This window comes from Ideonella sp. sgz306126, from assembly GCF_056032705.1.
On record NZ_JBVYWP010000001.1, the window covers coordinates 916,025 to 939,701 of the forward strand.

Genomic DNA, 23,677 nt, shown 5'->3' on the forward strand with positions numbered 1-23,677 from the left:
CCATCCGCGGAAGACGCCACACCATGGGCCCCCGGCATCCCCTGCCCTACGCCTTCGCCAAGGCCAACACCCTGCTGCTCGAGGACGACGGCCGGCAGCTGACCCTGCGCCTGGCCGACACCACGCCGCGCAGCGCGCTCACCGAGGTGCTGCGGCTGTATGCCGTGGACCATTTCGAGACCGAGGCCCCCGCCGCGCTGGCCGATCGCCTCTCGGCGGCCTATGCCGGCGGCGAGGCCAGCGCCGCCGCGGTGGTGGGCGAAGTCGAGAGCGCCGTCGACCTGTCGCGCATGATGCAGGAGCTGCCGGCCGTCGAGGACCTGCTCGAAGCGGCCAACGACGCCCCCATCATCCGCATGCTCAACGCCTTGCTGACGCAGGCGGCCAAGGACGGCGCGAGCGACATCCACATCGAACCCTACGAGCGCAGCTCGTCGGTTCGTTTCCGGGTCGACGGCACGCTGCGCGAGGTGGTGCAGCCGAACAAGGCGCTGCACGCGGCGCTGATCAGCCGCCTGAAGATCATGGCCGAGCTCGACATCGCCGAGAAGCGCCTGCCGCAGGACGGCCGCATCAGCCTGCGCATTGGCGGCCGGGCGATCGACGTGCGGGTCTCGACCCTGCCCAGCGCGCATGGCGAGCGCGCCGTGCTGCGCCTGCTCGACAAGAGCGAATCGCGCTTCACGCTGGAAGGCCTGGGCATGGACGGCGAGGTGCTGCAGGCCTTCGATGCGCTGGTGCACCAGCCGCACGGCATCGTGCTGGTCACCGGTCCGACCGGCTCGGGCAAGACCACCACGCTGTACGCCTCGCTGGGCCGGCTCGACACCGCCACCACCAACATCCTGACGGTCGAGGACCCGGTCGAATACGAGCTGCCGGGCATCAGCCAAACCCAGGTCAATCCGAAGATCGACCTGACGTTCGCCAAGGCCTTGCGCGCCTTCCTGCGCCAGGACCCGGACGTGATCATGGTGGGCGAGATCCGCGATGGCGAGACCGCGCAGATCGCGATCCAGGCCTCGCTCACCGGCCATCTGGTGCTGGCCACGGTGCACACCAACGACGCCCCGTCCACCGTCGCGCGGCTGATCGACATGGGCGTCGAACCCTTCCTGCTCAGCTCCAGCCTGCTGGGCGTGCTGGCACAGCGGCTGGTGCGAAAGCTGTGCCCGCATTGCAAGAAGCGAGGCGACGACGAACGCGGTGAGCCGCGCTGGCATCCGGTGGGCTGCGCCGAATGCAGCCACACCGGCTACAAGGGCCGCACCGGCGTCTACGAATTGATGGTGGTGGACGACGCCGTGCAGGCGCTGATCCACAGCCGTGCCAGCGAGGGTGAAATCGTCGCCGCGGCCACCCGCCGCGGCCTGCGCCCGATGCGCGAGGCCGGCGAGCGGCTGGTCCACGAGGGCATCACCTCGATGGAAGAAGTGGTCCGGGTCACTCGCGAGTGAGCGTGATATTGCATGCCGGCCTATAAATACGAAGCCCTGGATGCGGCCGGCAAGACGGTCGGCGGGCTGATCGAGGCGGACAACGTCAAGGCGGCACGGGCGCTGGTGCGCGACAGCGACTTGGTGCCGCTGACCGTGACCGCGGTGGGCTCGAAGGACACCGCGGCGGACGGCCAGGTGAAGTTCAAGCGCCGCGTCTTCAGCGCGTCGGGGTTGACCGTGTGGACACGCCAGCTGGCCGGCTTGGTCGGCTCGGGCCTGCCGCTGGAGCGCGCGCTGACCGCGCTGGCCGACGAGGCCGAGGACCCCAGGCACAGCGAGCTGGTGGCCCACCTGCGCAGCGAGGTCAACGCCGGCAGTCCGTTCGCCCGGGCGCTGGTGTCCTGCCCCAAGGATTTCGACGACGTCTACCGCGCGGTGGTGGCCGCCGGCGAGCAGAGCGGTGCGCTCGGCCCGGTGCTCGAACGCCTGGCCGACGACCTCGAAGAGCGCCAGGGTCTGAAGGCCAAGCTGATCGGCGCGATGCTGTATCCCGCCATCGTCTCGCTGATCGCGGTGGTGATCGTGACCTTCCTCGTCACCTACGTCGTGCCTCAGGTGGCCAGCGTGTTCGCGAGCAGCAAGCACGCGCTGCCCTGGCTGACGGTGGCGATGCTGGGGTTCAGCGGCCTGGTGCGCAGCTACGGCCTGATCCTGGCGGCCCTGCTGGTCGCGGCCGGCGCCGGCCTGGGCTATGCGCTGCGCAACGAGGCGTTCCGCGAGCGCTTCGACGCCAGCCTGCTGAATCTGCCGCTGGTGGGCCGCTTGACCCGCGGCTACAACGCCGCGCGGTTCGCCGGCACGCTGGCGATGCTCGCGGGGGCCGGCGTGCCCATCCTGAAGGCGTTGCAGGCGGCGGCCGAGACGCTGGGCAACCGCGCGATGCGTGCCGATGCGCTGGCCGCGCTGGTCCAGGTGCGCGAGGGCGCCCCGCTGGCCTCGGCGTTGGCGGCCAAGAAGCGTTTCCCGGGCCTGCTGGCGATGTTCAGCCGGCTGGGCGAGCAGACCGGCCAGCTGCCGCTGATGCTCGAGCGCGCCGCGCGCCAGCTCAGCGGCGAGGTCCAGCGGCGGGCGATGGCGATGGCCACCTTGCTGGAGCCGCTGCTGATCGTGGTGATGGGGATGGTCGTGATGCTGATCGTGCTGTCGGTGATGCTGCCCATCATCCAGCTCAACACCTGGGTCAAGTGAGCCGGCGGGCCGCCTCCGGGCCCGCGATTTGCTACGCTTGATCTGACCTCGGTTTGCCCGTCTCTTCGCGCCGCCGGGGCCGTGCGGTGTTTGCTGCAATGAGGCTGCCGGAATTCCCTCCGGCGCCGGCTTGGATGGAGGTCCGATGTCTGCTTCTCATGAGCTCATGTCCATGGCCCCGGGGGGCCGCATCCCGATCGCCCGCATGCGGGCCGTGTTCCACCCGGGCGATGTCGAGCAGAAGCTGGGCAAGCTGCCGCCACGCGAACACGAGATGCTGCGCGGCACCTACGAGCGCATGCTGGAGAAAGGCCCCGAGCGGTTCCAGGTCAAGCCCTCGGGCCTGCCGGCGATGACGCACCTCTACGATGAACTGCCGAACTTCCACGAGGTGCTCGACGACCTGCGTCGCCAGATCGCCCTGTGCGAGGACAGCCGCGACGCGCTGGAGATCACCCCGATGCTGCTGCTGGGCCCGCCCGGCGTCGGCAAGACCCATTTCGCCCGCGAGGTGGCCAAGCTGCTCGGGACCGGCATGGGCTTCATGAGCATGAGCTCGCTGACCGCCGGCTGGGTGCTGTCGGGCGCGTCCAGCCAGTGGAAGGGAGCGCGGCCGGGCAAGATCTTCGAGACCCTGGTCGAAGGCGCCTACGCGAATCCGGTGATGGTGGTCGACGAGATCGACAAGGCCCGCGGCGAACACGCCTACGACCCGCTGGGCGCGCTCTACAGCCTGCTCGAACACGACACCGCGCAGGCCTTCACCGACGAGTTCGCCGAAGTGCCGATCGACGCCAGCCAGGTGATCTGGGTCGCCACCGCCAACGACGAGCGCGACATCCCCGAACCGATCCTGAACCGCATGAACGTCTACCAGGTGCAGGTGCCCGATCGCGATGCGGCACGCACCATCGCCCGTCGCCTGTACGACAGCATCCGTACCGAGCACCACTGGGGCCGGCGTTTCGAGGCCGAGCCCGCGGCCGAGGTGCTGGACGCGCTCGCGGCGATGGCGCCGCGCGAGATGCGCCGGGCCTGGATGACCGCGTTCGGCAACGCCCGGCTCGCCGGACGCGACGAGGTCAAGGCCCAGGATCTGCCGGCCGCGTCGCAACGCAAGGCGGGCATCGGTTTCGTGCACTGACGCGGCGGCCCGGTGCCGCCACTATCATGCGGCGATGCCTGTCTCGCTGGATGACCGCCTGGTGGTCGCGATCTCGTCGCGCGCCCTGTTCGATTTCGAGGAAGAAAACCAGGTCTTCGAACGCGACGACGATCAGGCCTACATGCGCCTGCAGCTCGAACGGATCGACGATCCCGCGCGCCACGGCGTGGCCTTTTCGCTGGTGCGCAAGCTGCTCGCCTTCAACCGCGACGGACGGACCCGGGTCGAGGTCGTCATCCTGTCGCGCAACGATGCGGTCTCGGGTCTGCGCGTGTTCCGCTCGGCCGCCCATTACGGCCTGGCGATCGAGCGCGGCGCCTTCACCCGCGGCGCGGCGCCGTGGCGCTACCTGAAGCCGTTTCGCGCCCACCTGTTCCTGTCGGCCAACGAAGCCGACGTGCGCGCGGCGCTGGCGGCCGGCGTGCCGGCGGCGCGGGTCTATCCGCACTCGGAGCGCGCCTCCGAGGCCCATCCGGACGAAGTCCGCATCGCCTTCGACGGCGACGCGGTGCTGTTCTCCGACGAGGCCGAGCGCGTCTATCAGCGCGACGGTCTGGGCGCCTTCCAGCGCCACGAGGCCGCGCACGCGGCCACACCGCTGCCGCCCGGCCCGTTCAAGCCGCTGCTGGATGCGCTGCACCGCCTGCGCAGCGACGCCGGTGCCGGCCAGCGCGTGCGCACCGCCTTGGTGACCGCGCGCAGCGCGCCAGCCCACGAGCGGGCGATCCGCACCCTGATGGACTGGCGCGTGGAAGTCGACGAGGCGCTGTTCCTGGGCGGCCTGTCCAAGGGCGAATTCCTGCAGCAGTTCGAGCCCGATTTCTTCTTCGACGACCAGACCGGCCATGTCGCCGACGCCGCGAGCCGGGTGCCGTCGGGCCATGTGGTGGCGGGCGTCAGCAACGGCGGCTGACCGTCCGGAGCGCAGCGCCGGCTTGGGCGACAATCCCGCCCGCCTGCAGCCCACGAAGCCGCCGGCGCCCTGCCACTTCATCGAGCCACGAACTTGACCGCCTCCGCGACCGTCGACGCGACGCCCCCTTTGCCCGTGCCAGCCGCCGCCGGCCACCCGCCCGGCCTGAAGATCATCTTCCTGACCGAGATGTGGGAGCGCTTCAGCTATTACGGCATGCGCGCCCTGCTGGTGCTGTACCTCGTCAATGCGCTGGGCTACCCACGCGCCGACGCGCTGGCGCTCTACGGCCTGTACACCGCCCTGGTCTACCTGACGCCGCTGATCGGCGGCAGCCTGGCCGACCGCTGGCTGGGCTCGCGGCTGGCTGCGGTGATCGGCGCCTCGATCATGATGCTGGGCCATTTCGCGATGGCCGTGCCCTCGCTGCTGCACCTGGCGCTGGGCCTGCTGATCGTCGGCAACGGGCTGTTCAAACCCAACACCACCTCGATGGTGGGCATGCTCTATCCGGCCGACGATCCACGGCGCGCCGGCGGCTACACCATCTTCTACATGGGCGTGAACCTGGGCGCCTTCCTGTCCCCGCTGGTGGCCGGCACGCTGGGCGAGCGCCTGGGCTGGCACTGGGGTTTCGCCAGCGCCGGCGTGGGCATGGCCCTGGGACTGACCGTGCTGTTGCGCGGCCAGTCCCTGCTGGGCCGGGCCGGATTGCGCGACGACCAGGACGCCGTGGGCCGCCGCCATCTGCCGCTGGTGCTGGCCAGTTGCGTGGTGGCGGTCCTGGGCCTGGAGGCGGTGCTGGCGGCCTGGCCGATGCTGGAGCGGGCCTGGGCTTCGCTGTCCGGCGAGGCGCAGGGCGCAGCCGGGCTGGCGCTGATCGGCCTGAGCCTGGCCGGCTGGCGGCGCCGCGGCGGCGCAGCCACGCCGCTGACCCGCGCCGAGCGCGGACGGGTGCTCGCGATCACGGTCGTGGCCTTCTTCGTGATCTTCTTCTGGATGGGGTTCGAGCAGGCCGGCGGCACGATGACGCTGTTCGCCGACAAGCAGACCGACCGCCACGCCTTCGGTTTCGAGATTCCCGCGTCGTGGTTCCAGTCGATCAACCCGTTGGTGATCGTGCTGCTGGCACCGCTGTTCTCTGCCCTCTGGACCCGGCTGGACCGCTCGCGCTGGGCGCTGCCCGACACGGCCAAGCAAGGCCTGGGGATGATCGTGCTGGGCCTGGGCTTCGTGGTGATGGCGATGGCGCAATCGCGCGCACAGCGCCTGGGCAGCGTCGGCCCGCTGTGGCTGACCTCGGTCTACACCCTGCACACCGTCGGCGAGCTGATGCTGTCGCCGGTCGGCCTGTCGCTGGTGTCGCGCGTCGCCCCCGGGCGCCTGGTGGGCCTGCTGATGGGCGTGTGGCTGATGGCCACCGGCATCGCCAACTACCTGGCCGGCGCGCTCGAAGGCCTGCTCGCGGGCAGCGGCGTGCCGATCTATGCCTTCCTGTTCGGCTCGTCGATCGGCGCCGGCCTGCTGCTGCTGATGCTGACCCCGTGGCTGCAACGGCTGATGCACCGACCCGCGTGAGACGAGGAGCCCCCGCATGAGCGACGCCGACTTTTTCGCCGCCCCGGCCTTCAAGGCCGACGAAGCCCTGGCCCGCCTGCGCCGCGAACTGCGCGACGCCGGCCTGACCGAACGCGAAGGCCGCTTCGAGCGGCAGGGTCAGGCCTGGGCGCGAGCCGCTCTGGCGGCAGACGGCCAATCGCTCGCCGTGGCGGTGGTGAAAAAACCCAGTCGCCAGAGTCCGGAGTGGCTGAGCCGGACGGTGCGTGACAGCGCCCAGGTCCGAGACTTCGTCGCCGACGTGAAGAAGCTCCTGGCCGGCGCCGCCGACCGCGACGACTGAGACCTGCGCCGGGCCCTGCGGCCTGGCGGTCGGGCTCAGCGCTCGACCACGACGAAGTGTTTGCGCACGCGCTCCAGCACTTCGAACGAGCCGCGAAAGCCGGCCGGAATCACCGCCGCCTCGCCCGGGCCGACATCGGTCACCGTGCCGGCGTCGTCGCGCAGGCGGGCCCGCCCCTCGAGCACCACGAAGTACTCGTGCTCGTGCGGACCGAACTCGATGCGCCAGCGGCCGGGCTCGCAGGCCCAGATGCCTGCGGCCACGCCGTCGGGGGCGCTCTCGTACAGCGTCCAGGTCAGACGCTCGGGGGCGCCGACTTCACGCCGCTCGGCGCGGGGCTGGTCCACCACCGGTGCGGTGGCAGGAGGATCGAAGCGGATGATGGGGTTCATGGTGCTTGTCGCTCGTCGAACACGTTTCAAGGCCTTCGTGGGGCGTCAGTTCAGCCGGATCGGGATCGTCACCGGCCCGTCGTTGATCAGGTGGACCTGCATGTCGGCACCGAATTCTCCGGCGGCCACCTTCGGGTGCGCCGCACGGGCCCGGGCCAGCACCTCGTCGTAGAGGGCGCGCCCCTGCGCGGCCGGCGCCGCTCCGGTGAAGCTGGGGCGGTTGCCGCCGCTGACGTCGGCGGCCAGCGTGAACTGCGAGACGATCAGCAGGCCGCCCGCCGTGCCCTGGCCGTCGAGGTCCTGGACGCTGCGATTCATCTTGCCGTGCTCGTCGCCGAAGATGCGCAGCTTCAACAGCTTGTCGACCAGCCGGCCGGCCTGAATCGCCGTGTCCGCCGGCTCGGCGCAGACCAGCACCAGCAGGCCGGGGCCGATCTCGCCCAGCGTCCGACCGGCCACGTCCACGCGGGCCTCGCGCACCCGCTGCACCAGCGCAATCATGCGGCGCAGGTCTTCAACATCAGGTTCGCCATGGCGGGCGTCGCTCAGCGATGCAGGATGTCCAGCAACTCGACCTCGAAGTGCAGGGTCGCGTTGGGCGGGATCACGCCTGCGGCACCGCGCGCGCCGTAGGCGATGTCCGGCGGGCAGGTCAGCTCGGCCTTGCCGCCAATCTTCATCTTCTGCAGTCCTTCGGTCCAGCAGGGAATGACGCGGTTGAGCGGGAACTCGGCCGGCTCCCCCCGGCTGTAGGAGCTGTCGAACTCCTTGCCGTTGGCCAGCGTGCCGCGGTAGTTGACTCGCACCGTGTCGAAGGCTTGCGGCGGGGTGCCATGGCCTTCGCGCAACGAGCGGAACACCAGGCCGCTGGCGCTGCGCTCGGGAGCCGACGCACCGGCGGCCGGTGCCGCGTGGGCGCAAAGCGCACAGGCGAGCCACAGGCCGGTGCCGGCCGCCGCGAAGGAAATGTGTTTCGACATCATGTGAGGCTCCAGCGGTGAATTCGAAGCCGGCCTTCAGGCCAGCGTGATGCGCGCGAACTTGCGCTTGCCGACCTGGACCACCCAGGTGCCGGCATCGACCTTCAAACCCTTGTCGCTGACCACCGTGCCGTCGATGCGCACGCCGCCCTGCTCGACCAGGCGCAGGCCCTCGCTGCTGCTGGGCACCAGGTTGGCCGCCTTCAGCAGCGCGCCGATCGCCATCGGCGCGCCGCCGAGCTCGATCTCCGGGATCTCGTCGGGAATGCCGCCCTTGGCACGGTGGTCGAAATCGGCCTCGGCGGCGTCCGCGGCCGAGGCACTGTGGAATCGGGTGGTGATCTCCTTGGCCAGCGCCACCTTGGCGTGCTTGGGGTTGCGGCCGGCCGCGACCTCGGCCTTCAGGGCGGCGATCTCGGTCTCCGAACGGAAGCTCAGCAGCGTGAACCACTTCCACATCTGCTCGTCGCTGATCGACAGGACCTTCGCGAACATGGTGTTGGCCGGCTCGGTGATGCCGACGTAGTTGTTCTTGGACTTGGACATCTTCTCGATGCCATCCAGTCCTTCGAGCAGCGGCATGGTCAGGATGCACTGCGGCTCCTGCCCATATTCGCCCTGCAGCGCGCGCCCCACCAGCAGGTTGAACTTCTGGTCCGTGCCGCCCAGTTCCAGGTCGCTCTTCAAGGCCACCGAGTCGTAGCCCTGCATCAGCGGATACAGCAGCTCGTGGACCGAGATCGGCGTGTTGGACTGGAAGCGCTTGGTGAAGTCGTCGCGCTCGAGCATGCGCGCCACGGTGTACTTGGCGGCCAGCTCGATCATGCCGCGCGCGCCCAACGGATCGCTCCATTCGCTGTTGTAGCGGATCTCGGTCCGGTCCGGATCCAGCACCAGGCTGGCCTGGGCGTAATAGGTCTTGGCGTTGGCCTCGATCTGCTCGCGCGTCAGCGGCGGACGGGTGGCGTTGCGACCCGACGGGTCGCCGATCATCGACGTGAAGTCGCCGATCAAGAAGATCACCGTGTGGCCCAGGTCCTGCAGCTGGCGCAGCTTGTTCAGCACCACGGTGTGGCCGATGTGGATGTCGGGCGCCGTCGGGTCCAGCCCGAGCTTGATGCGCAGCGGCGTGCCGGTGGCCTCCGAGCGCTGCAGCTTCTTGATCCAGTCGGCTTCGGGCAGGAGTTCGGCGCAGCCGCGGCGGCTGATGGCCAGCGCCTCGCGCACCGAATCGCTCAAGGCGGGGCTGGACGGGGCGGGCGAGAGCAGTTCGGACATGGTGAAACAGGCGGTGAGAAAGGTCGTCAAAACCGACCTCGAAGGTATACTCGCGGGTCGCTAAAACAGCTGCCCACGGCAGCCTGCGCATCTGCGGCCGGCAGGGGTGGCCGACGCCCGATTCTACGGGCCGCCCTGCGGCGCCCCGGGAGGCGCTCCACGGCTTGCGCAGTTTCACAGCCACCCGAACCCAGGGCGCTCGGGCGTCCGACGACAACACGTGACTTCGTTGGAATCCACCTTGGCGGCCGCCCTGTCGACGGCCTGGCGCGCACTCCGCCGCTTCACCTCCGCACATCACCGCGGTCTCGCCGCCACCGCCCTCGCCGCGCTGGCGGTGGTGGGTGTCGGGGCGTTCGCGATCGCGCCGATGGCCCCCGATGCGGCGCTGCTGCCGCAGCGCCTGGTCAGCGAGACCGTGACGCCGGAGCCCGTCGACGGGCAGCTCGATGCGCTGGCCGGCGCGCGGCTGACGCTGTCGCGCAGCACCCGGACCGACGCCGGCGACACCGCCGACAGCCTGCTGCGCCGGCTCGGCGCCGCCGACCCCGAGGCGGTCCGGTGGCTGCGCAGCGACCCCACCGCGCAGCGCCTGTTCAACGGCCGGCCCGGCAAGATGGTCAGCGCGACCTTGAGCGGCGAGGGGCAGTTGCTGACACTGGTGGCGCGTTTCCCGGCGCAAGGCGAGACCGACGCCACCCCCACCCATTTCACCCGGCTGACGCTGAGCCGTGGCGAGGGGCCGGCCTGGCACAGCACCATCGAGGAGCTGCCGTTGGCGGTCACCACGCGCGTCGCCAGCGGCAGCATCCGCTCCTCGCTGTTCGCCGCCACCGACGAGGCCGACATTCCCGACCCGATCGCGGTGCAGCTCGCCGACATCTTTTCGAGCGACATCGACTTTCACCATGCGCTGCGCAGCGGCGACAGCTTCAGCGTCGTCTACGAGGCGCTGACGGCCGACGGCGAGCCGATCACCTGGAACCAGGCCAGCGGCCGGGTGCTCGCAGCCGAATTCGTCAACAACGGCCACGCCTACAACGCCGTGTGGTTCGACGGGGACAAGGGCGGGTATTACGACTTCAACGGCCAGAGCCTGCACCGCGCCTTCCTGGCCAGTCCGATGCGCTTCTCGCGCGTGACCTCGGGCTTCGCGATGCGCTTTCACCCGATCCTGAAGAAGTGGAAGGCCCACCTGGGCGTGGATTACGGCGCGCCGATCGGCACCCCAGTGCGCGTGGTGGGCGATGGCGTCGTCAGCTTCGCCGGCCAGCAGACCGGCTACGGCAATGTGATCCAGGTCCAGCACAGCGGCGACCGGATGACCGTCTACGCCCATCTGAGCCGCATCGACGTGCGCCGCGGCGAGCACGTCAGCCAGGGCGAGAACATCGGCGCCGTGGGTGAGACCGGCTGGGCCACAGGACCGCACCTGCACTTCGAGTTTCGCCTGCACGGCCAGCAGCTCGACCCGCTGGTGGTGGCGAAGTCCGCCGAGACCGTCGCGCTGGCCTCGGCGGACCGTCCCCGCTTCGCGCTGCAGGCGCAGCAGCTGAAGTCGGCGCTGGACGTGGCCGAATCGGTCCATGGCCTGGCCGGGCGGATCGACTAGGCGCTCCCATTCACAGCGACCGCTCGCCAGGATGCCCATGCTGACCCTCGGTCTGATGTCGGGTACATCGATGGACGGCGTCGATGGCGTGCTGGCGCGCTTCGAGCCGGGCCATGACCTGCAGATCCTGGGCCACGCGCACCGGCCGATGCCCGCGGGTTTGCGCGCCGAGCTGATGGCACTGAACCAGCGCGGCGACGACGAGTTGCACCGCGCCGCCTTGGCCGCCAATGCGCTGGCGCGGCTGCAGGCCGACACGGTGGCCGCGGTGCTGGCGGCCTCGTCGACGCCACCGGAAGCGGTGCAGGCGATCGGCTCGCACGGGCAGACCGTGCGCCATCGCCCGGGCGAATTCGATGACGTGGGCTACACCGTGCAGCTGAACCAGCCGGCCCTGCTGGCCGAGCTCACCGGCATCGCGGTGATCTGCGATTTCCGCAGCCGCGACGTGGCCGCCGGCGGCCAGGGCGCGCCGCTGGTGCCAGCCTTCCATCAGCAGGTCTTCGGTACCACGGCGGCGCCGCGGGCCGTGCTGAACCTGGGCGGGATCGGCAACCTGACGCTGCTGCCGGCGCAGGCCGGTCCGGCGCAGGCCCTGCGGGGTTTCGACTGCGGCCCGGGCAACGCGCTGCTGGACCACTGGGTGGCGCTGCATCGCGGCCAGGCCTTCGACGCCGACGGCCTCTGGGCCGCCGGCGGCACCCCCCACGCCGGCTTGCTGGCGAAGCTGCTGGAGGAGCCCTTTCTGCAAAAGGACCCGCCCAAGAGCACCGGCAGGGACTTGTTCAATCCGGCCTGGCTGGCTCGCCAGCTCGCCGCCTTTGGCGACCTGCCGCCGCAAGACGTCCAGGCCACGCTGGCCGCCTTCACGGCCCGCAGCGCGGCCCGGGCGCTGCTGTCCCAGGCCCCCCAGACCGCGGAGTTGCTGGTGTGCGGCGGCGGCGCGCTGAACGGCGACCTGATGCGGCGGCTGGCGGCAGAGCTGCCCGGCATACCGGTGCGCAGCAGCGCCGAGCGGGGGCTGCCGCCGCTGCAGGTCGAGGCGGCCGCCTTCGCCTGGCTGGCCTGGGCGTTTTTGAACGGCCTGCCCGGCAACCGTCCCGCCGTCACCGGCGCCCGGGCGGCCCGTGTGCTGGGCGCGCTGTACCCGGCGCACTGAACGCCGGGGAAGAAAGCCCCTGCGGACGTGAAAAAGCCGCCCGGAGGCGGCTGGCGCGCAGGTGCCGCGGGGTCTCAGGCCGAGAAGCTGGAGCCGCAGCCGCAGGTGGTCGTGGCGTTCGGGTTCTTGATGACGAACTGCGCACCCTGCAGATCTTCCTTGTAGTCGATCTCGGCGCCGACCAGGTATTGCAGGCTCATCGCGTCGATCAGCAGCGTGACGCCGTTTTTGTTCATCTGGGTGTCGTCGTCATTGGCGACTTCGTCGAAGGTGAAGCCGTACTGGAAGCCCGAACAGCCGCCCCCCTGCACGAACACGCGCAGCTTCAGTTCGGGGTTGCCCTCTTCGGCGACGAGATCGGCCACCTTGGCCGCGGCGCTGTCGGTGAAGATGATGGGTGCGGGCATCTCGCTGGATGCGGACGGGGCGGTGGTTTCGGCGATAGCGTTCATGGCGGGATCCTCGGACTGGACAGGAGGCAAATTCGTTCGATCTCGTCTCGGCGGACGAGACCGGGGAGCGATCAACCCTGGCTCGATGCCGCGAGCTTCAAGGTTGGCTTTTCTTCGTCGGGAGCCCGGTGGCGCAACTCCCCGTCGATCGTCGCACCCTGGTGCATTTCCAGGGCTTCGTACAGCACATCACCCACAATGCGGGCCTTGGGCTGCAATTCAAGCAGTTCGGTCGATTGCACCGGTCCCTGCACATGGCCGTTGATGATCACATGCCCGGCGATCACCTTGCCCTGGACACGGGCTTTTTCACTGATCACCAGCAGGCTGGGGCCATCCGCCAGCACGTCGCCCCGCACTTCGCCATCGATGCGCAGGCCGTCGCTGAAGTGCAACTCGCCCTGCACCACCGTGCCTTCACCGATCAGGCTGCGGATCGGGGGCTGCTTCTTGCGGTTGAACCACATGGGAGATCTCCGTTCGGTCGAGCGCGGCCCCTTGGCGGGGTGCTCAGAGGCGGGCCAGCTGGGTCACGCGCACGCGACCCTGGCTGTCGGTCACCCGGACTTGTGCCGTTTTTACCACGGCCTGCGCCGGGTGCTCGACCCGCCCCTCGACCCGCAGGTACCGGCGGATCTGCAAGGGCTGCGGGCCGCCCGGCATGGCCTGGGTCCAGGGCTTGCCGTCCAGCGTGCCGGCCAGGGTCACGTCGTAGCGGCCCTGGAAACCCGGGCCGGCCGAGGCGCCCATCATCACCAGCAGCTGGAAATGCGTACGGGTCGCGCTCTCGGCGTCCACCTGGAAGCCACGGATCTGCGGCCCCTGGTCGGCCGGCCCGGCGGCCGGCAGCAGGTGCTCGAAGAAGCCGAGGTCCTCCTTCAGCGCCAGATTCTCGGCCTCGGACTGGCGCAACTGCTCGGCCAGGCGATCCTGCGCCACTTTCTCGGCCTTCAGCAGACTGTCGGCGGTGTTGGCGATCGCTTGCGCCTTCTCCCGGTCGCTGCGCAGGGTCTGCACCTCGTCGCGCAGCGCCCCCAGTTCCTGCTTGGCATCGCGGTCCAGCCCTGCAATGTCCTTGCCGAACTCGAACGCCCACAGCGCGATGGCCGCCGAAAAGCCCAGCGCCAGCGCCGCCAGTGCCCAGCGCAAAGGCCAGGGCAGGTGGCTGCGCACGGTCATGCGGGGCGCCGTGATGGACAGCCGGCGGCGGAGAAGTTTCCAGCGCATCGAAGGGGCGGCGAGTGGCGGGACAACGTGGGCTGAAGACGCGAAAGGCCGCAAAAAGCGGCCTTTCCTTGAGTTCCCGGGCCCGAAAGCCCCGGAAAGGCTCGGGATCAGCGCTTGCTGAACTGCTTCCTGCGGCGGGCGCCGTGCAAGCCGACCTTCTTACGCTCGACTTCACGCGCGTCGCGGGTGACGAAGCCGGCCTGGCTCAGTTCAGGCTTCAGCGCCGCGTCGTAGTCGATCAGCGCGCGGGTGATGCCGTGGCGCACCGCGCCGGCCTGGCCGGACTCGCCGCCACCGTGCACGTTGACCTTGACGTCGAAGGCTTCGCCGTTGCCCGTCAGCAGCAGCGGCTGCTTGACGATCATGATCGAGGTCTGGCGGCCGAAATATTCGTCGACGGCGCGGCCGTTGACGACGATCTGGCCGGTCCCCTTCTTGATGAAGACGCGCGCCACCGACGACTTGCGACGGCCGGTACCGTAGTTGTAGTTTCCGATCATCACCGCTCCTTAGATTTCCAGCACCTTGGGCTGCTGGGCGGCGTGCGGGTGTTCACCACCGGCATACACCTTCAGCTTCTTGATCATCGCGTAGCCCAGCGGACCCTTGGGCAGCATGCCCTTGACGGCCTTTTCCAGGGCACGGCCCGGATGCTTGGCTTGCATGTCCTTGAACTTGGTGCCGTAGATCCCGCCCGGGAAGCCCGAATGGCGGTAGTACACCTTGTCGTTGGCCTTGTTGCCGGTCACGCGGAGCTTGTCGGCGTGCAGGACGATGATGAAGTCACCGGTGTCGACGTGAGGCGTGTAGATGGCCTTGTGCTTGCCGCGCAAACGGAGTGCCACTTCGCTGGCGACACGTCCGAGCACCTTATCGGTGGCATCAAGCACAAGCCACTCGTGCTTCACTTCGGCCGGCTTGGCGCTGAAGGTCTTCATGAGGGGTCTTCTGAAAAGAAAAACACGGCTGTTCGAACGGCTGGCCGGCGTCCTTCGGAACCGCTTGGGGTGGCTGGCGCATCGTCTGCGCCGGCCGGCGGCCTCTCAGGCTGACCGGGTGCCGGCTCGGTGCTTTCAGCAAGGCATCCTCTAAGACGTCCCCTGCTGAGCGGCATCGGCCCAGGCCCGTTCTCCCCGCCGATAACGGGTAAGCCCGCCAGTATATCGCAAGACGCCAACCGAGAGAAACGGTAATCTGCCACCCCGTCCGATGGACTCTGGGGATCGCTCCCCAACCAGGCTGTGTACAGTTCGGGTAATCCCTTAATTTTCGATGGAGCGCCCCGATGATCGAGCCCGTTCCAGATCCGTTCATGCCCCGTCCCCCCGACCCAGCCGGCGCGCGGCAGCGCCCGCCCGAGCCGACTTTCCGCTGGGTCCCGATCCGTTCACTGGCCGAGCGCCACCGCCCCCGGGTGCTGGCCCACCTGTTGAGCCTGGCGCCGGCTGACCGCTACCTGCGCTTCGGCTACGCCGCCAGCGACGCTCAGATCAGCCGCTACGTGGATCTGCTGGACTTCCGCCGCGACGAAGTCTTCGGCATCTTCAACCGCCGCCTCGAAGTGATTGCGATGGTCCACCTGGCCTATCTGCCGGACACGGCCACCGACCGCCACCTGGCGGAGTTCGGCGTGTCGGTCAGCCCGCGCGCGCGCAACCGAGGCTATGGCAGCCGGCTGTTCGACCATGCGGTGCTGCATGCCCGCAATCGCGATGTGGACACGATGATCATCCACGCGCTGAGCGAGAACGCGGCCATGCTGAAGATCGCGCGCCGCGCCGGCGCGACGGTGGTGCGCGACGGCGGCGAGTCCGAGGCGCGGCTGAAGCTGCCGCCCGAAAGCGTCGGCTCGCATCTCGAAGAACTGGTCGAAGGACAGGCCGCGGAGATCGATTACCGGATGAAGAGCGGCGCCCAGCGCATGGATTGGCTGCTGGGCTTGCTGGGCAGCGTCAAGGCCGGCTTGACCCGGGGGCGGCGCAACACCGTCGATTGAGTCGCTCAAGGACACCGCTCGCGTACCATGGGGCGATGACCGCCCCTCCGGCACCCGATGGTGCACCGTACGCCGATCTGGACCCGTCCGCCGTCCTGCAGGCCTTGCACAGCGCCGGCTTCGATGCCGATGGCCGCCTGCTGCAGCTCAACTCCTACGAGAACCGGGTCTACCAGGTCAGCCTGGAGTCGGGCGCGGTCGTGGTCGCCAAGTTCTACCGCCCGGGGCGTTGGAGCGACGAGCAGATCATCGAGGAGCATCGCTTTTCGACCGAGCTCGCCGAGGCGGACCTGCCGGTGGTCGCGCCGCTGCCGCTGCGGGCCCGGGATGCCACCGACCCGTCGCTGCGCATCGATGCCGCCGCCCCCACCCTCGCTCACCTGCGCACCGGCGCGCACGGCGGCTTCCGTTTCGCGGTGTCGCCGCGCCGGGCGGGTCGGGCGCCGGAGCTGGAGCGCCCCGACACCCAGGCCTGGCTGGGCCGCCTGATCGGGCGCATGCACGCGGTGGGGGCGCGCTCGAGCTTCGCCCATCGCCGCGCCCTGAACGTGCAGACCTACGGTCATGCCGCACGCCAGCGGCTGATCGATGCCGGCTTCGTCAGCCCGGACGTCGACAGCGGCTGGCTGGCGTCCAGCGCCAAGGCGCTGGACGAGGTGGCATCGGCCTTCGCGCGCCACCCCGGCCTGCGCACGCTGCGGTTGCATGGCGACTGCCATCCGGGCAATGTCCTGTGGCGCGAGGAAGGCGAGCATGCCGGCCCGAATTTCGTCGACTTCGACGATTGCTGCACCGGCCCCGCCATGCAGGACCTGTGGATGCTGTTGCCGGGCGAGCGCGGCGCCGTCGACGCCTCGCTGCACCACCTGCTCGACGGCTACCGCGACTTCATGGATTTCGATGACCGCGAACTGCTGCTGATCGAGCCGCTGCGCACCTTGCGCATGATCCACCACAGCGCCTGGCTGGCCGAGCGCTGGAGCGACCCGGCCTTCCCGGTGGCCTTCCCGTGGTTCGGCAGCCCCAACTACTGGCAGCAGCAGGCCACCGAGCTGCGCGAGCAGATCGAACGCATGCAGGACCGCTGAATGGCGCTTCAGGCTGAGGCGCTCAGCAGCGCGGTGACCCGCTTCACGTGGGCCGCCGGGTCGTCCAGCTGCCCGCCCTCGGCGAGCAAGGCCTGGTCGAACAGGATCTGCGCCAGATCGTCGAAGCGCGGATCGTCGGCCAGCTTCTTCACCAGCCGGTGCTCCGGATTGACCTCCAGGATGGGCTGGGCCTTGGGCGCCTCCTGGCCGGCCTGCTTGAGCAGGCGCGCCAGGTGGGCGCTCATGTCGCTGTCGTCGACCACGACGCAGGCCGGCGAATCGACCAGGCGGGTCGTGACGCGCACGTCCTTGACGCGGTCCTTCAGCGCCTCCTTCAGGCGCTCCAGCACCGGCTTGAAGGCTTCGGCGGCTTCCTCGGCCTGCTTCTTCTCGGCCTCGTCCTGCAGCTTGCCCAGGTCCACCGCGCCCTTGGCGACGCTTTGCAGCGGCTTGCCTTCGAACTCGTGCAGGTGCGACAGCAGCCACTCGTCGACGCGATCGGTCAGCAGCAGCACCTCCAGGCCCTTCTTGCGGAAGAGCTCCAGTTGCGGGCTGCTCTTGGCGGCCGCCAGGGTGTCGGCGGTGATCACGTAGATGGCCTCCTGGCCCTCCTTCATGCGCGCCACGTAATCGGCCAGGCTGACGCCCTCGTCGGCCTGGGTCGAGGCGAAGCGCAGCAGCTTGGCCAGGCGCTCCTGGTTCTGGAAGTCTTCGCCCACGCCTTCCTTCAGCACCGCGCCGAACTCGTTCCAGAAGCTCTGGTACTTGGCCTTGTCGTCGGCGCTGTCGCTGTTCGCCAGCGACTCCAGCATGCCCAGCACCCGCTTGGTCGATCCTTCGCGGATGGCCTTCACGTCGCGGCTTTCCTGCAGCAGCTCTCGGGAGACGTTCAGCGGCAGGTCGGCCGAGTCGATCACGCCCTTGACGAAGCGCAGGTAGGTGGGCATCAGCGCCTCGGCGTCGTCCATGATGAACACGCGCTTGACGTAGAGCTTCACGCCGCCGCGCTTGTCGCGGTTCCACAGGTCGAACGGCGCCTTGGCCGGCACGTACAGCAGCTGGGTGTACTCGCTGCGGCCTTCGACGCGGTTGTGGGTGTAGGCCAGCGGCGGCTGGCTGTCGTAGCTGAGCTGCTTGTAGAACTCCTGGTACTCGGCGTCGGTCACGTCGCTCTTGGCGCGCGCCCACAGCGCCGCCGCCTTGTTGACCGTCTCCCACTCCTCGGTCTTGACCTGCTTGCTCGCTTCGGCGTCCCAGGTCTCCTTCTGCATCAGGATGGGCAGCGAGATGTGGTCGGAGTACTTGCCGATGATGGACTTGAGCTTCCAGGTCGAGAGGAACTCGCTGTCCTCGTCGCGCAGGTGCAGGATCACGTCAGTGCCGCGCGTGGCCTTGGTAAGGCTCTCCAGCTCGTACTCGCCGGTGCCCTCGCTGCTCCAGCGCACGCCCTGCTCCGCGGCGAGGCCGGCGCGGCGGCTTTCCACGGTGATGCGGTCGGCGACGATGAAGCCCGAGTAGAAGCCCACGCCGAACTGGCCGATCAGGTTGGCGTCCTTCTTCTGCTCGCCTTCGAGCTTGGCCATGAATTCGCGTGTGCCGCTCTTGGCGATGGTGCCCAGGTGCGAGGCGGCTTCCTCGGCGCTCATGCCGATGCCGTTGTCGCGGATGGTGATGGTCTTGGCCTCGGCGTCGAACAGCACCCGCACTTCGAGGTTCGGAGCGTCCTCGTACAGCGCGGCGTTGTCCAGCGCCTCGAAGCGCAGCTTGTCGCAGGCGTCGGAAGCGTTCGAGACCAGCTCGCGCAGGAAGATTTCCTTGTTCGAATACAGCGAATGGGTGACGAGGTGCAGGATCTGCTTGACTTCGGCCTGGAAGGAATGGGTCTGCTTGCTCATGGTGGCGATTCGTTGTTGACGGAAAAGCGGGCGCCGAGGCGGCGCACGCGCCGAAGCTGGGGGCGGAGTGCGGGCTTTCAAGGCCCCGGCGTCGACCGGTGACGGTCGCCGCGGGCGGTCCGGCCTTCACACCCTTCTTACACACTGGCCCGACAATGCCGCGCATGCCGCCTCCCAACGACGACGCCGTCCGCACCGACACCCTGGCCTGGCTGGACCGGGCCGTGATCGGCCTGAACCTGTGCCCGTTCGCCAAGAGCGTGCGGGTCAAGGGCCAGATCCGCACCGTGGTCAGCCCCGCCACCGAGCCCGAGGCACTGCTGGCGCACCTGGTCGAGGAACTTCGCCACCTGGCCCAGGTCGATCCGGACCAGACCGACACCACGCTGCTGGTCCACCCCCGGGTGCTGTCCGACTTTCTCGATTTCAACGACTTTCTCGATCTGGCCGACCGGGCGCTGGAGCAGCTGGGCCTGGCCGGCACGCTGCAGATCGCCAGCTTCCATCCGCACTACCAGTTCGCCGGCACCGCGCCCGACGACATCACCAACTACAGCAACCGCTCGCCCTGGCCCACCCTGCACCTGATCCGCGAAGCCAGCATCGAGCGCGCCGTCGCGGCCTACCCCGACGCCGAAGCGATCTACGGCCGCAACATCGAAACCCTTCAAGCGCTGGGCCTGGCCGGATGGCAGCAGCTGTTCCCCGCCGTACCGGAGTGACCCCATGAAACGATTCCTGAAGATCGGCGCGCTGACGCTGCTGACCGTGCTCGTGCTGACCGCCGCCGGCGGCTGGTGGTTCGTCCACCAACGCCTGCCGCAACGCTCGGGCCGGCTGGCGATCGCCGGCCTGTCGGCACCGGTCGACGTGCGCTACGACGAGGTCGGCGTGCCGCATCTGCGGGCCGCCAACGAGCCCGACCTGTACCGCGCGCTGGGCTACGTGCAGGCCCAGGACCGGCTGTTCCAGATGGAAATCCTGCGCCGCCTGGCGCGCGGCGAGCTGGCCGAGGTGCTGGGGCCGAAGCTGCTGCCCACCGACCGCCTGTTCCGCACGCTGGGCCTGCGTGCGCAGGGCGATGCGGTGGCCGCCACGCTCGACCCCGCGCTGCCCAGCACCCGCGCGCTGCAGGCCTACCTGGACGGCATCAACCAGTTCCAGGCCAGCCATCCTGCACCGCTGGAATTCGTGCTGCTGGGCATCCCGAAGCGACCCTTCACGGCGGCCGACACGATCAGCGTGGCCGGCTACCTGGCCTACAGCTTCGCGGCCGCCTTCAAGACCGAGCCGGTGATGACCCAGATCCGCGATCAACTGGGCGCCGCCTACCTGAAGGACTTCGATCTGGACTGGCATCCCGAAGGGGCGATCGCCCGCGGCGAGCGCGGCGACGCGCTGAGCCGCGCCGATTTCCAGGGCCTGCAGCGCCTGGCCCGGCTGAGCCAGGACGCGGTCGATGCCGGCGGCCTGCCGCAATTCGAAGGCAGCAACGCCTGGGCGCTGAGCGGCGCGCACACGGCCAGCGGCAAGCCGCTGCTGGCGGGCGACCCGCACATCGCGTTCTCGGTGCCCGCCGTCTGGTACGAAGCCCAGCTGAGCGCGCCGGGCTTCAACCTGTACGGCCACTTCCAGGCCCTGGATCCGTTCGCGCTGCTGGGCCACAACGAGCACTTCGGCTGGAGCCTGACGATGTTCCAGAACGATGACGTCGACCTGATCGCCGAGACCACCGATGCCGCCCACCCGGGCCAGGTCCTGATCCACGACCACTGGGTGCCGCTGCAGACCCGCCAGGAAACGATCGCCGTCAAGGGCCAGGCGCCGGTGACGCTGAGCCTGCGCAGCTCGCCGCACGGCCCGATCGTCAACGACGCGCTCGACGGCGCCGGCGGCACGCGCCCGATCGCGATGTGGTGGGCCTACCTGACCACCTCGAACCCGATCCTCGAAGCCTTCTACCAGCTCGACCGCGCCGACACGCTGGCCAAGGCCCGCGCGGCCGCGGCCGACATCCACGCCCCCGGGCTGAACGTGGTCTGGGCCAACGCGGCCGGCGACATCGGCTGGTGGGCGGCCGCCCGGCTGCCCCTGCGCCCGCCCGGCGTCAATCCGACCTTCATCCTCGACGGCCGCGGCGAAGAGGCCGACAAGGATGGCTTCATGCCGTTCGCAAGCAATCCGCAGCAGGAAAACCCGGCCACCGGCCTGATCGTCTCGGCCAATCTGCAACCGGCGGGGGAGCGGCCGATTCCGGGTTATTACAACCTCTGGGATCGAGGCGTGCGCCTGCACCAACTGCTGAGCGCCCCGGGCCGCAAGTGGACGGTCGCCGACGCCCAGGCGCTGCAGCTCGATGTGCAGACCGGCTACGCCCACCGCGTGCTGGACCCGCTGCTGCCGGTGCTGCAGCGGGTCGTCTCCGACCCGGCCGAACGCGCCCTGGTGCAGCGCCTGGCGCAGTGGCCGGGCAACTACCCAGTGGACGCGATCGAGCCGACGCTGTTCACCCAGTTCCTCTACGACCTGGCGCGAGACGCGATGCAGGACGAACTGGGCGAGGCGGCCTTCAACAACCTGCTGCGCACCCGCGCGCTCGACCTCGCCCTGCCGCGGCTGGCGGCCGACGCCGATTCGCCATGGTGGGGCCGGCATGACCAGCCGCAGCACCCCGGCACGCGCGACGACGTGGTCAAGGCGGCCTGGCACGATGCGCTGGCCCATTTGCGCGCCACCTTCGGCACCGACCCGTCCCAATGGACCTGGGGCCGCGCCCACACGCTGACCCACAATCATCCGCTGGGCCAGCGCAAGCCGCTGGACATGCTGTTCAACGTCGGCCCGTTCCCGGCCCCCGGAGGCCATGAAGTGCCCGACAACCTCTCCAGCCCGATCGGTCCGGCCCCCTGGGCGGTGACCTACGGCCCATCCACCCGCCGGGTGATCGACTTTGCCCACCCGGACCAGGCCCAGGGCATCAACCCGGTCGGCCAGAGCGGCGTCTGGGGCGACCCCCATTACAGCGATCAGGCCCAGGCCTACATGCGCGGCGCCTCGCGCACCGAACACCTGGCCGACGCCGATGTCGCGGCCCACACCGTCAGCACCCTGACCCTGGTGCCGCGCTGACGCGCGCGTACTTCTTCCTCAAGATCCGGGCAGCCTTCCCCGGAGTAGGGTGAAGAACCAAAAAAAAGCCGGTGCGCGAGCTGCGCACCGGCAAGTCGGACAGGGTCCCGACGTTCAACCATTCTTCAACGGGCCGGGCCGGTGGCGACCCGCTCCGCGGGCGCGGAGCGGGACCACCGCTCGGCAAGGCGATCAGAAGTTCTGGCGGATGCCCAGGGCGAAGGAGCTGAAGTCCACGCCGGCGGCGTCGGTCATGTAGGCGCCGTTGGTCTGGTTGTTGACCTTGGTGTAGAACGCGTAGACCTTGGTGCGCTTGCTCAGGTTCTGGTTGACGGCCAGCGTGAACTGGGTCGCGCCGCTGTCGCTGACGCTGCCCGTGTTGCCGGCGTGGCCCACGTTCAGGTGCAGTTCGGTGGCGCCCATCACGTACTTGCCCGACAGGCGGAACGTGGTGCGGTTGCCCAGGCCGGCCACTTCCAGGCCCTGGTTGGCGTCGAACGCGATGTTGTCAGCGCGTTGCACGTAGCCACCGAAGGTGAAGTCGCCCATCTCGTACAGCGCGCGCACGCCGAAGGTCGAGGCCGCGTCATGCTTGGTGTAGCCGGCGCCCAGGTGCAGCGGGCCGCCTTCGTAGTTGGCTGCCACGTCGTAGCCGCGGGCCACCGGGTTCGCGCCGTTGGCGGTGGCGTTCTGCGCCGCCACTTCCACTTTCACGCCACCCAGGTCCGGCGTGCGGTACGACACCTTGCTGCTGCCGTTGAAGCCGTTGGCATCGGCGAACAGCGCATCGGACGAGGTGCCGGTGTCGTGGTTGTGCATGCTGACGTAGTCGGCCATCGCGAAGTAGGCTTCGCTGGTGAAGCGGCCCATGCGGATCATGCCGAAGTCGCCGCCCAGGTTCACTTCCGACTGGCGGGCCCAGAACTGGCCTTGCGATTGGGCGCCGGTGGCGGCGTTGAAGCCGTGCTCGAGCTGGAAGCCGGCCTTCAGGCCGCCGCCCAGGTCTTCGGTGCCCAGGAAGCCGATGCGCGAGGCGTCGTTCTGCACCGTGTTGTCGGTGACGTTGCCGGTCTTCTGGTGTTCCAGCGACAGGTTCAGGCGACCGTAGATGGTCACCGAGCTTTGTGCGAAGGCAGCCGGCGCAGCCAGCGTGGCGGCCACTGCGGCCAGGATGAAAGTCTTCTTCATGCGATGAATTCCTTGTTGTGAAGATGCGCGGTGTCGCCGATCAGCGGATCACGCCGAGCGAGACCTTGTTGCCGCCCTTGTAGGTGTACAGGGTCAGCGCGCCGTTCTTGATGTCGCCCTTCTCGTCGAACGAGATGGTGCCCGTCACGCCCTTGTAGCCCGTGGTCTTGGCCAGCACCGGCAGGTACTTGGCCGGATCCGCCGAGCCCGCCTTGACCATCGCCGCGACCATCACGTTGGTCGCGTCGTACACGTACGGTGCATAGATCTCGACGTCCGCACCGAACTTCTTCTTGAAGCGCGCACGGAACTCCTCCATGCCCTTGACCGCCGCCGTGTCCTTCGGGTCGATGCCGCCCGCCTCGGCGCACACCACCTGGTCGTCGGCCATCGCGCCGGCCGCCAGCTTGGGCAGGTCGCCCGAGCAGATGCCGTCGCCGCCCATGAACTTGGCCGTGATGCCCAGCTGCTTCATCTGGCGGATCATCGGTCCGGCCACCGCGTCCATGCCGCCGAAGAACACCACGTCGGGGTGCACCGCCTTGATGTTGGTCAGGATGGCGGTGAAGTCGGTCGCCTTGTCGTTGGTGAACTCGCGCTTGGTGATGTGGCCGCC

At 69.2% G+C, this 23,677-nt stretch carries 24 protein-coding genes; 12 read left to right on the top strand and 12 right to left on the bottom strand.

What is annotated here, in order from left to right; genetic code table 11:
* The first annotated feature begins 23 nt into the window (after positions 1–23).
* From gspE to AC0N04_RS04335, 6 genes are all read left to right on the top strand, one after another.
* On the top strand, positions 24–1,457 hold the full coding sequence (gene gspE, locus AC0N04_RS04310) for a type II secretion system ATPase GspE (protein WP_474278966.1): 1,434 nt from the start codon (positions 24–26) through the stop codon (positions 1,455–1,457).
* A gap of 12 nt (positions 1,458–1,469) precedes the next feature.
* The gene (gene gspF / locus AC0N04_RS04315) at positions 1,470–2,687 is read left to right on the top strand and encodes a type II secretion system inner membrane protein GspF (RefSeq protein ID WP_474278968.1); all 1,218 of its coding nucleotides are present in this window, start codon (positions 1,470–1,472) and stop codon (positions 2,685–2,687) included.
* 145 nt (positions 2,688–2,832) lie between these two features.
* A complete protein-coding gene (locus tag AC0N04_RS04320; RefSeq protein ID WP_474278970.1) occupies positions 2,833–3,831 on the top strand; it encodes an AAA family ATPase in 999 nt (332 codons plus the stop codon).
* A gap of 34 nt (positions 3,832–3,865) precedes the next feature.
* On the top strand, positions 3,866–4,765 hold the full coding sequence (locus AC0N04_RS04325; protein ID WP_474278973.1) for a 5'-nucleotidase: 900 nt from the start codon (positions 3,866–3,868) through the stop codon (positions 4,763–4,765).
* A 93-nt stretch (positions 4,766–4,858) separates the two neighbouring features.
* Complete coding sequence (locus AC0N04_RS04330; RefSeq protein WP_474278975.1) at positions 4,859–6,343, top strand: peptide MFS transporter; 1,485 nt, start codon at positions 4,859–4,861, stop codon at positions 6,341–6,343.
* A 16-nt stretch (positions 6,344–6,359) separates the two neighbouring features.
* Positions 6,360–6,665: a hypothetical protein gene (locus AC0N04_RS04335; protein WP_474278977.1), complete on the top strand. Its 306-nt coding sequence runs from the start codon at positions 6,360–6,362 to the stop codon at positions 6,663–6,665.
* A 35-nt stretch (positions 6,666–6,700) separates the two neighbouring features.
* Here the strand turns inward: AC0N04_RS04335 and AC0N04_RS04340 are convergent, their stop codons facing one another.
* The 4 genes from AC0N04_RS04340 to tyrS are packed head-to-tail and all read right to left on the bottom strand — an operon-like array spanning position 6,701 to position 9,315.
* A complete protein-coding gene (locus AC0N04_RS04340) occupies positions 6,701–7,057 on the bottom strand; it encodes a cupin domain-containing protein (RefSeq protein WP_474278979.1) in 357 nt (118 codons plus the stop codon).
* A gap of 45 nt (positions 7,058–7,102) precedes the next feature.
* A complete protein-coding gene (dtd, locus tag AC0N04_RS04345; RefSeq protein ID WP_474278981.1) occupies positions 7,103–7,558 on the bottom strand; it encodes a D-aminoacyl-tRNA deacylase in 456 nt (151 codons plus the stop codon).
* 44 nt (positions 7,559–7,602) lie between these two features.
* Positions 7,603–8,037 (bottom strand): FKBP-type peptidyl-prolyl cis-trans isomerase, encoded by a 435-nt coding sequence (locus AC0N04_RS04350; protein WP_474279070.1) that lies wholly within the window; start codon positions 8,035–8,037, stop codon positions 7,603–7,605.
* 36 nt (positions 8,038–8,073) lie between these two features.
* Positions 8,074–9,315 (bottom strand): tyrosine--tRNA ligase, encoded by a 1,242-nt coding sequence (tyrS, locus tag AC0N04_RS04355; RefSeq protein ID WP_474278983.1) that lies wholly within the window; start codon positions 9,313–9,315, stop codon positions 8,074–8,076.
* A gap of 220 nt (positions 9,316–9,535) precedes the next feature.
* On the opposite strand from tyrS, the gene AC0N04_RS04360 reads away from it, so the two are divergent.
* Complete coding sequence (locus AC0N04_RS04360; protein WP_474278985.1) at positions 9,536–10,927, top strand: peptidoglycan DD-metalloendopeptidase family protein; 1,392 nt, start codon at positions 9,536–9,538, stop codon at positions 10,925–10,927.
* A gap of 31 nt (positions 10,928–10,958) precedes the next feature.
* Positions 10,959–12,086 carry an anhydro-N-acetylmuramic acid kinase gene (locus AC0N04_RS04365; protein WP_474278987.1) on the top strand — a complete coding sequence of 376 codons (1,128 nt, stop codon included), beginning with the start codon at positions 10,959–10,961 and terminating at the stop codon, positions 12,084–12,086.
* 74 nt (positions 12,087–12,160) lie between these two features.
* Here AC0N04_RS04365 and erpA read toward each other — a convergent pair whose 3' ends face one another.
* The 5 genes from erpA to rplM all read right to left on the bottom strand — a co-directional run bounded on the left by erpA (position 12,161) and on the right by rplM (position 14,703).
* Positions 12,161–12,538, bottom strand: a complete 378-nt coding sequence (erpA, locus tag AC0N04_RS04370; RefSeq protein WP_474278989.1) for an iron-sulfur cluster insertion protein ErpA — start codon at positions 12,536–12,538, stop codon at positions 12,161–12,163.
* 71 nt (positions 12,539–12,609) lie between these two features.
* The gene (locus AC0N04_RS04375; protein ID WP_474278991.1) at positions 12,610–13,005 is read right to left on the bottom strand and encodes a bactofilin family protein; all 396 of its coding nucleotides are present in this window, start codon (positions 13,003–13,005) and stop codon (positions 12,610–12,612) included.
* A 43-nt stretch (positions 13,006–13,048) separates the two neighbouring features.
* The gene (locus tag AC0N04_RS04380; RefSeq protein ID WP_474278993.1) at positions 13,049–13,765 is read right to left on the bottom strand and encodes a DUF6776 family protein; all 717 of its coding nucleotides are present in this window, start codon (positions 13,763–13,765) and stop codon (positions 13,049–13,051) included.
* A gap of 107 nt (positions 13,766–13,872) precedes the next feature.
* Positions 13,873–14,265 carry a 30S ribosomal protein S9 gene (rpsI, locus tag AC0N04_RS04385; protein ID WP_474278995.1) on the bottom strand — a complete coding sequence of 131 codons (393 nt, stop codon included), beginning with the start codon at positions 14,263–14,265 and terminating at the stop codon, positions 13,873–13,875.
* A 9-nt stretch (positions 14,266–14,274) separates the two neighbouring features.
* Complete coding sequence (gene rplM / locus AC0N04_RS04390; RefSeq protein ID WP_474278997.1) at positions 14,275–14,703, bottom strand: 50S ribosomal protein L13; 429 nt, start codon at positions 14,701–14,703, stop codon at positions 14,275–14,277.
* A gap of 374 nt (positions 14,704–15,077) precedes the next feature.
* Here rplM and AC0N04_RS04395 point away from each other — a divergent pair, with 374 nt between their 5' ends.
* Positions 15,078–15,761, top strand: coding sequence for an N-acetyltransferase family protein (locus AC0N04_RS04395; protein WP_474278999.1), 684 nt, complete (start codon positions 15,078–15,080; stop codon positions 15,759–15,761).
* Between the two features lie 35 nt (positions 15,762–15,796).
* On the top strand, positions 15,797–16,849 hold the full coding sequence (locus AC0N04_RS04400; RefSeq protein WP_474279001.1) for a serine/threonine protein kinase: 1,053 nt from the start codon (positions 15,797–15,799) through the stop codon (positions 16,847–16,849).
* Between the two features lie 8 nt (positions 16,850–16,857).
* Here AC0N04_RS04400 and htpG read toward each other — a convergent pair whose 3' ends face one another.
* Positions 16,858–18,744, bottom strand: coding sequence for a molecular chaperone HtpG (gene htpG, locus AC0N04_RS04405; protein ID WP_474279003.1), 1,887 nt, complete (start codon positions 18,742–18,744; stop codon positions 16,858–16,860).
* 155 nt (positions 18,745–18,899) lie between these two features.
* Between htpG and AC0N04_RS04410 the strand changes: the two genes are divergently transcribed.
* Positions 18,900–19,466 (top strand): DUF1415 domain-containing protein, encoded by a 567-nt coding sequence (locus AC0N04_RS04410; protein WP_474279005.1) that lies wholly within the window; start codon positions 18,900–18,902, stop codon positions 19,464–19,466.
* 4 nt (positions 19,467–19,470) lie between these two features.
* On the top strand, positions 19,471–21,873 hold the full coding sequence (locus AC0N04_RS04415) for a penicillin acylase family protein (RefSeq protein ID WP_474279007.1): 2,403 nt from the start codon (positions 19,471–19,473) through the stop codon (positions 21,871–21,873).
* Positions 21,874–22,065: 192 nt separating this feature from the next.
* On the opposite strand, the gene AC0N04_RS04420 is transcribed toward AC0N04_RS04415, so the two are convergent.
* Both AC0N04_RS04420 and AC0N04_RS04425 read right to left on the bottom strand, forming a co-directional pair.
* Positions 22,066–23,061 (bottom strand): porin, encoded by a 996-nt coding sequence (locus tag AC0N04_RS04420; RefSeq protein WP_474279009.1) that lies wholly within the window; start codon positions 23,059–23,061, stop codon positions 22,066–22,068.
* Between the two features lie 40 nt (positions 23,062–23,101).
* On the bottom strand, positions 23,102–23,677 hold a 576-nt coding region (locus AC0N04_RS04425; protein WP_474279011.1), incomplete at its 5' end, for a branched-chain amino acid ABC transporter substrate-binding protein.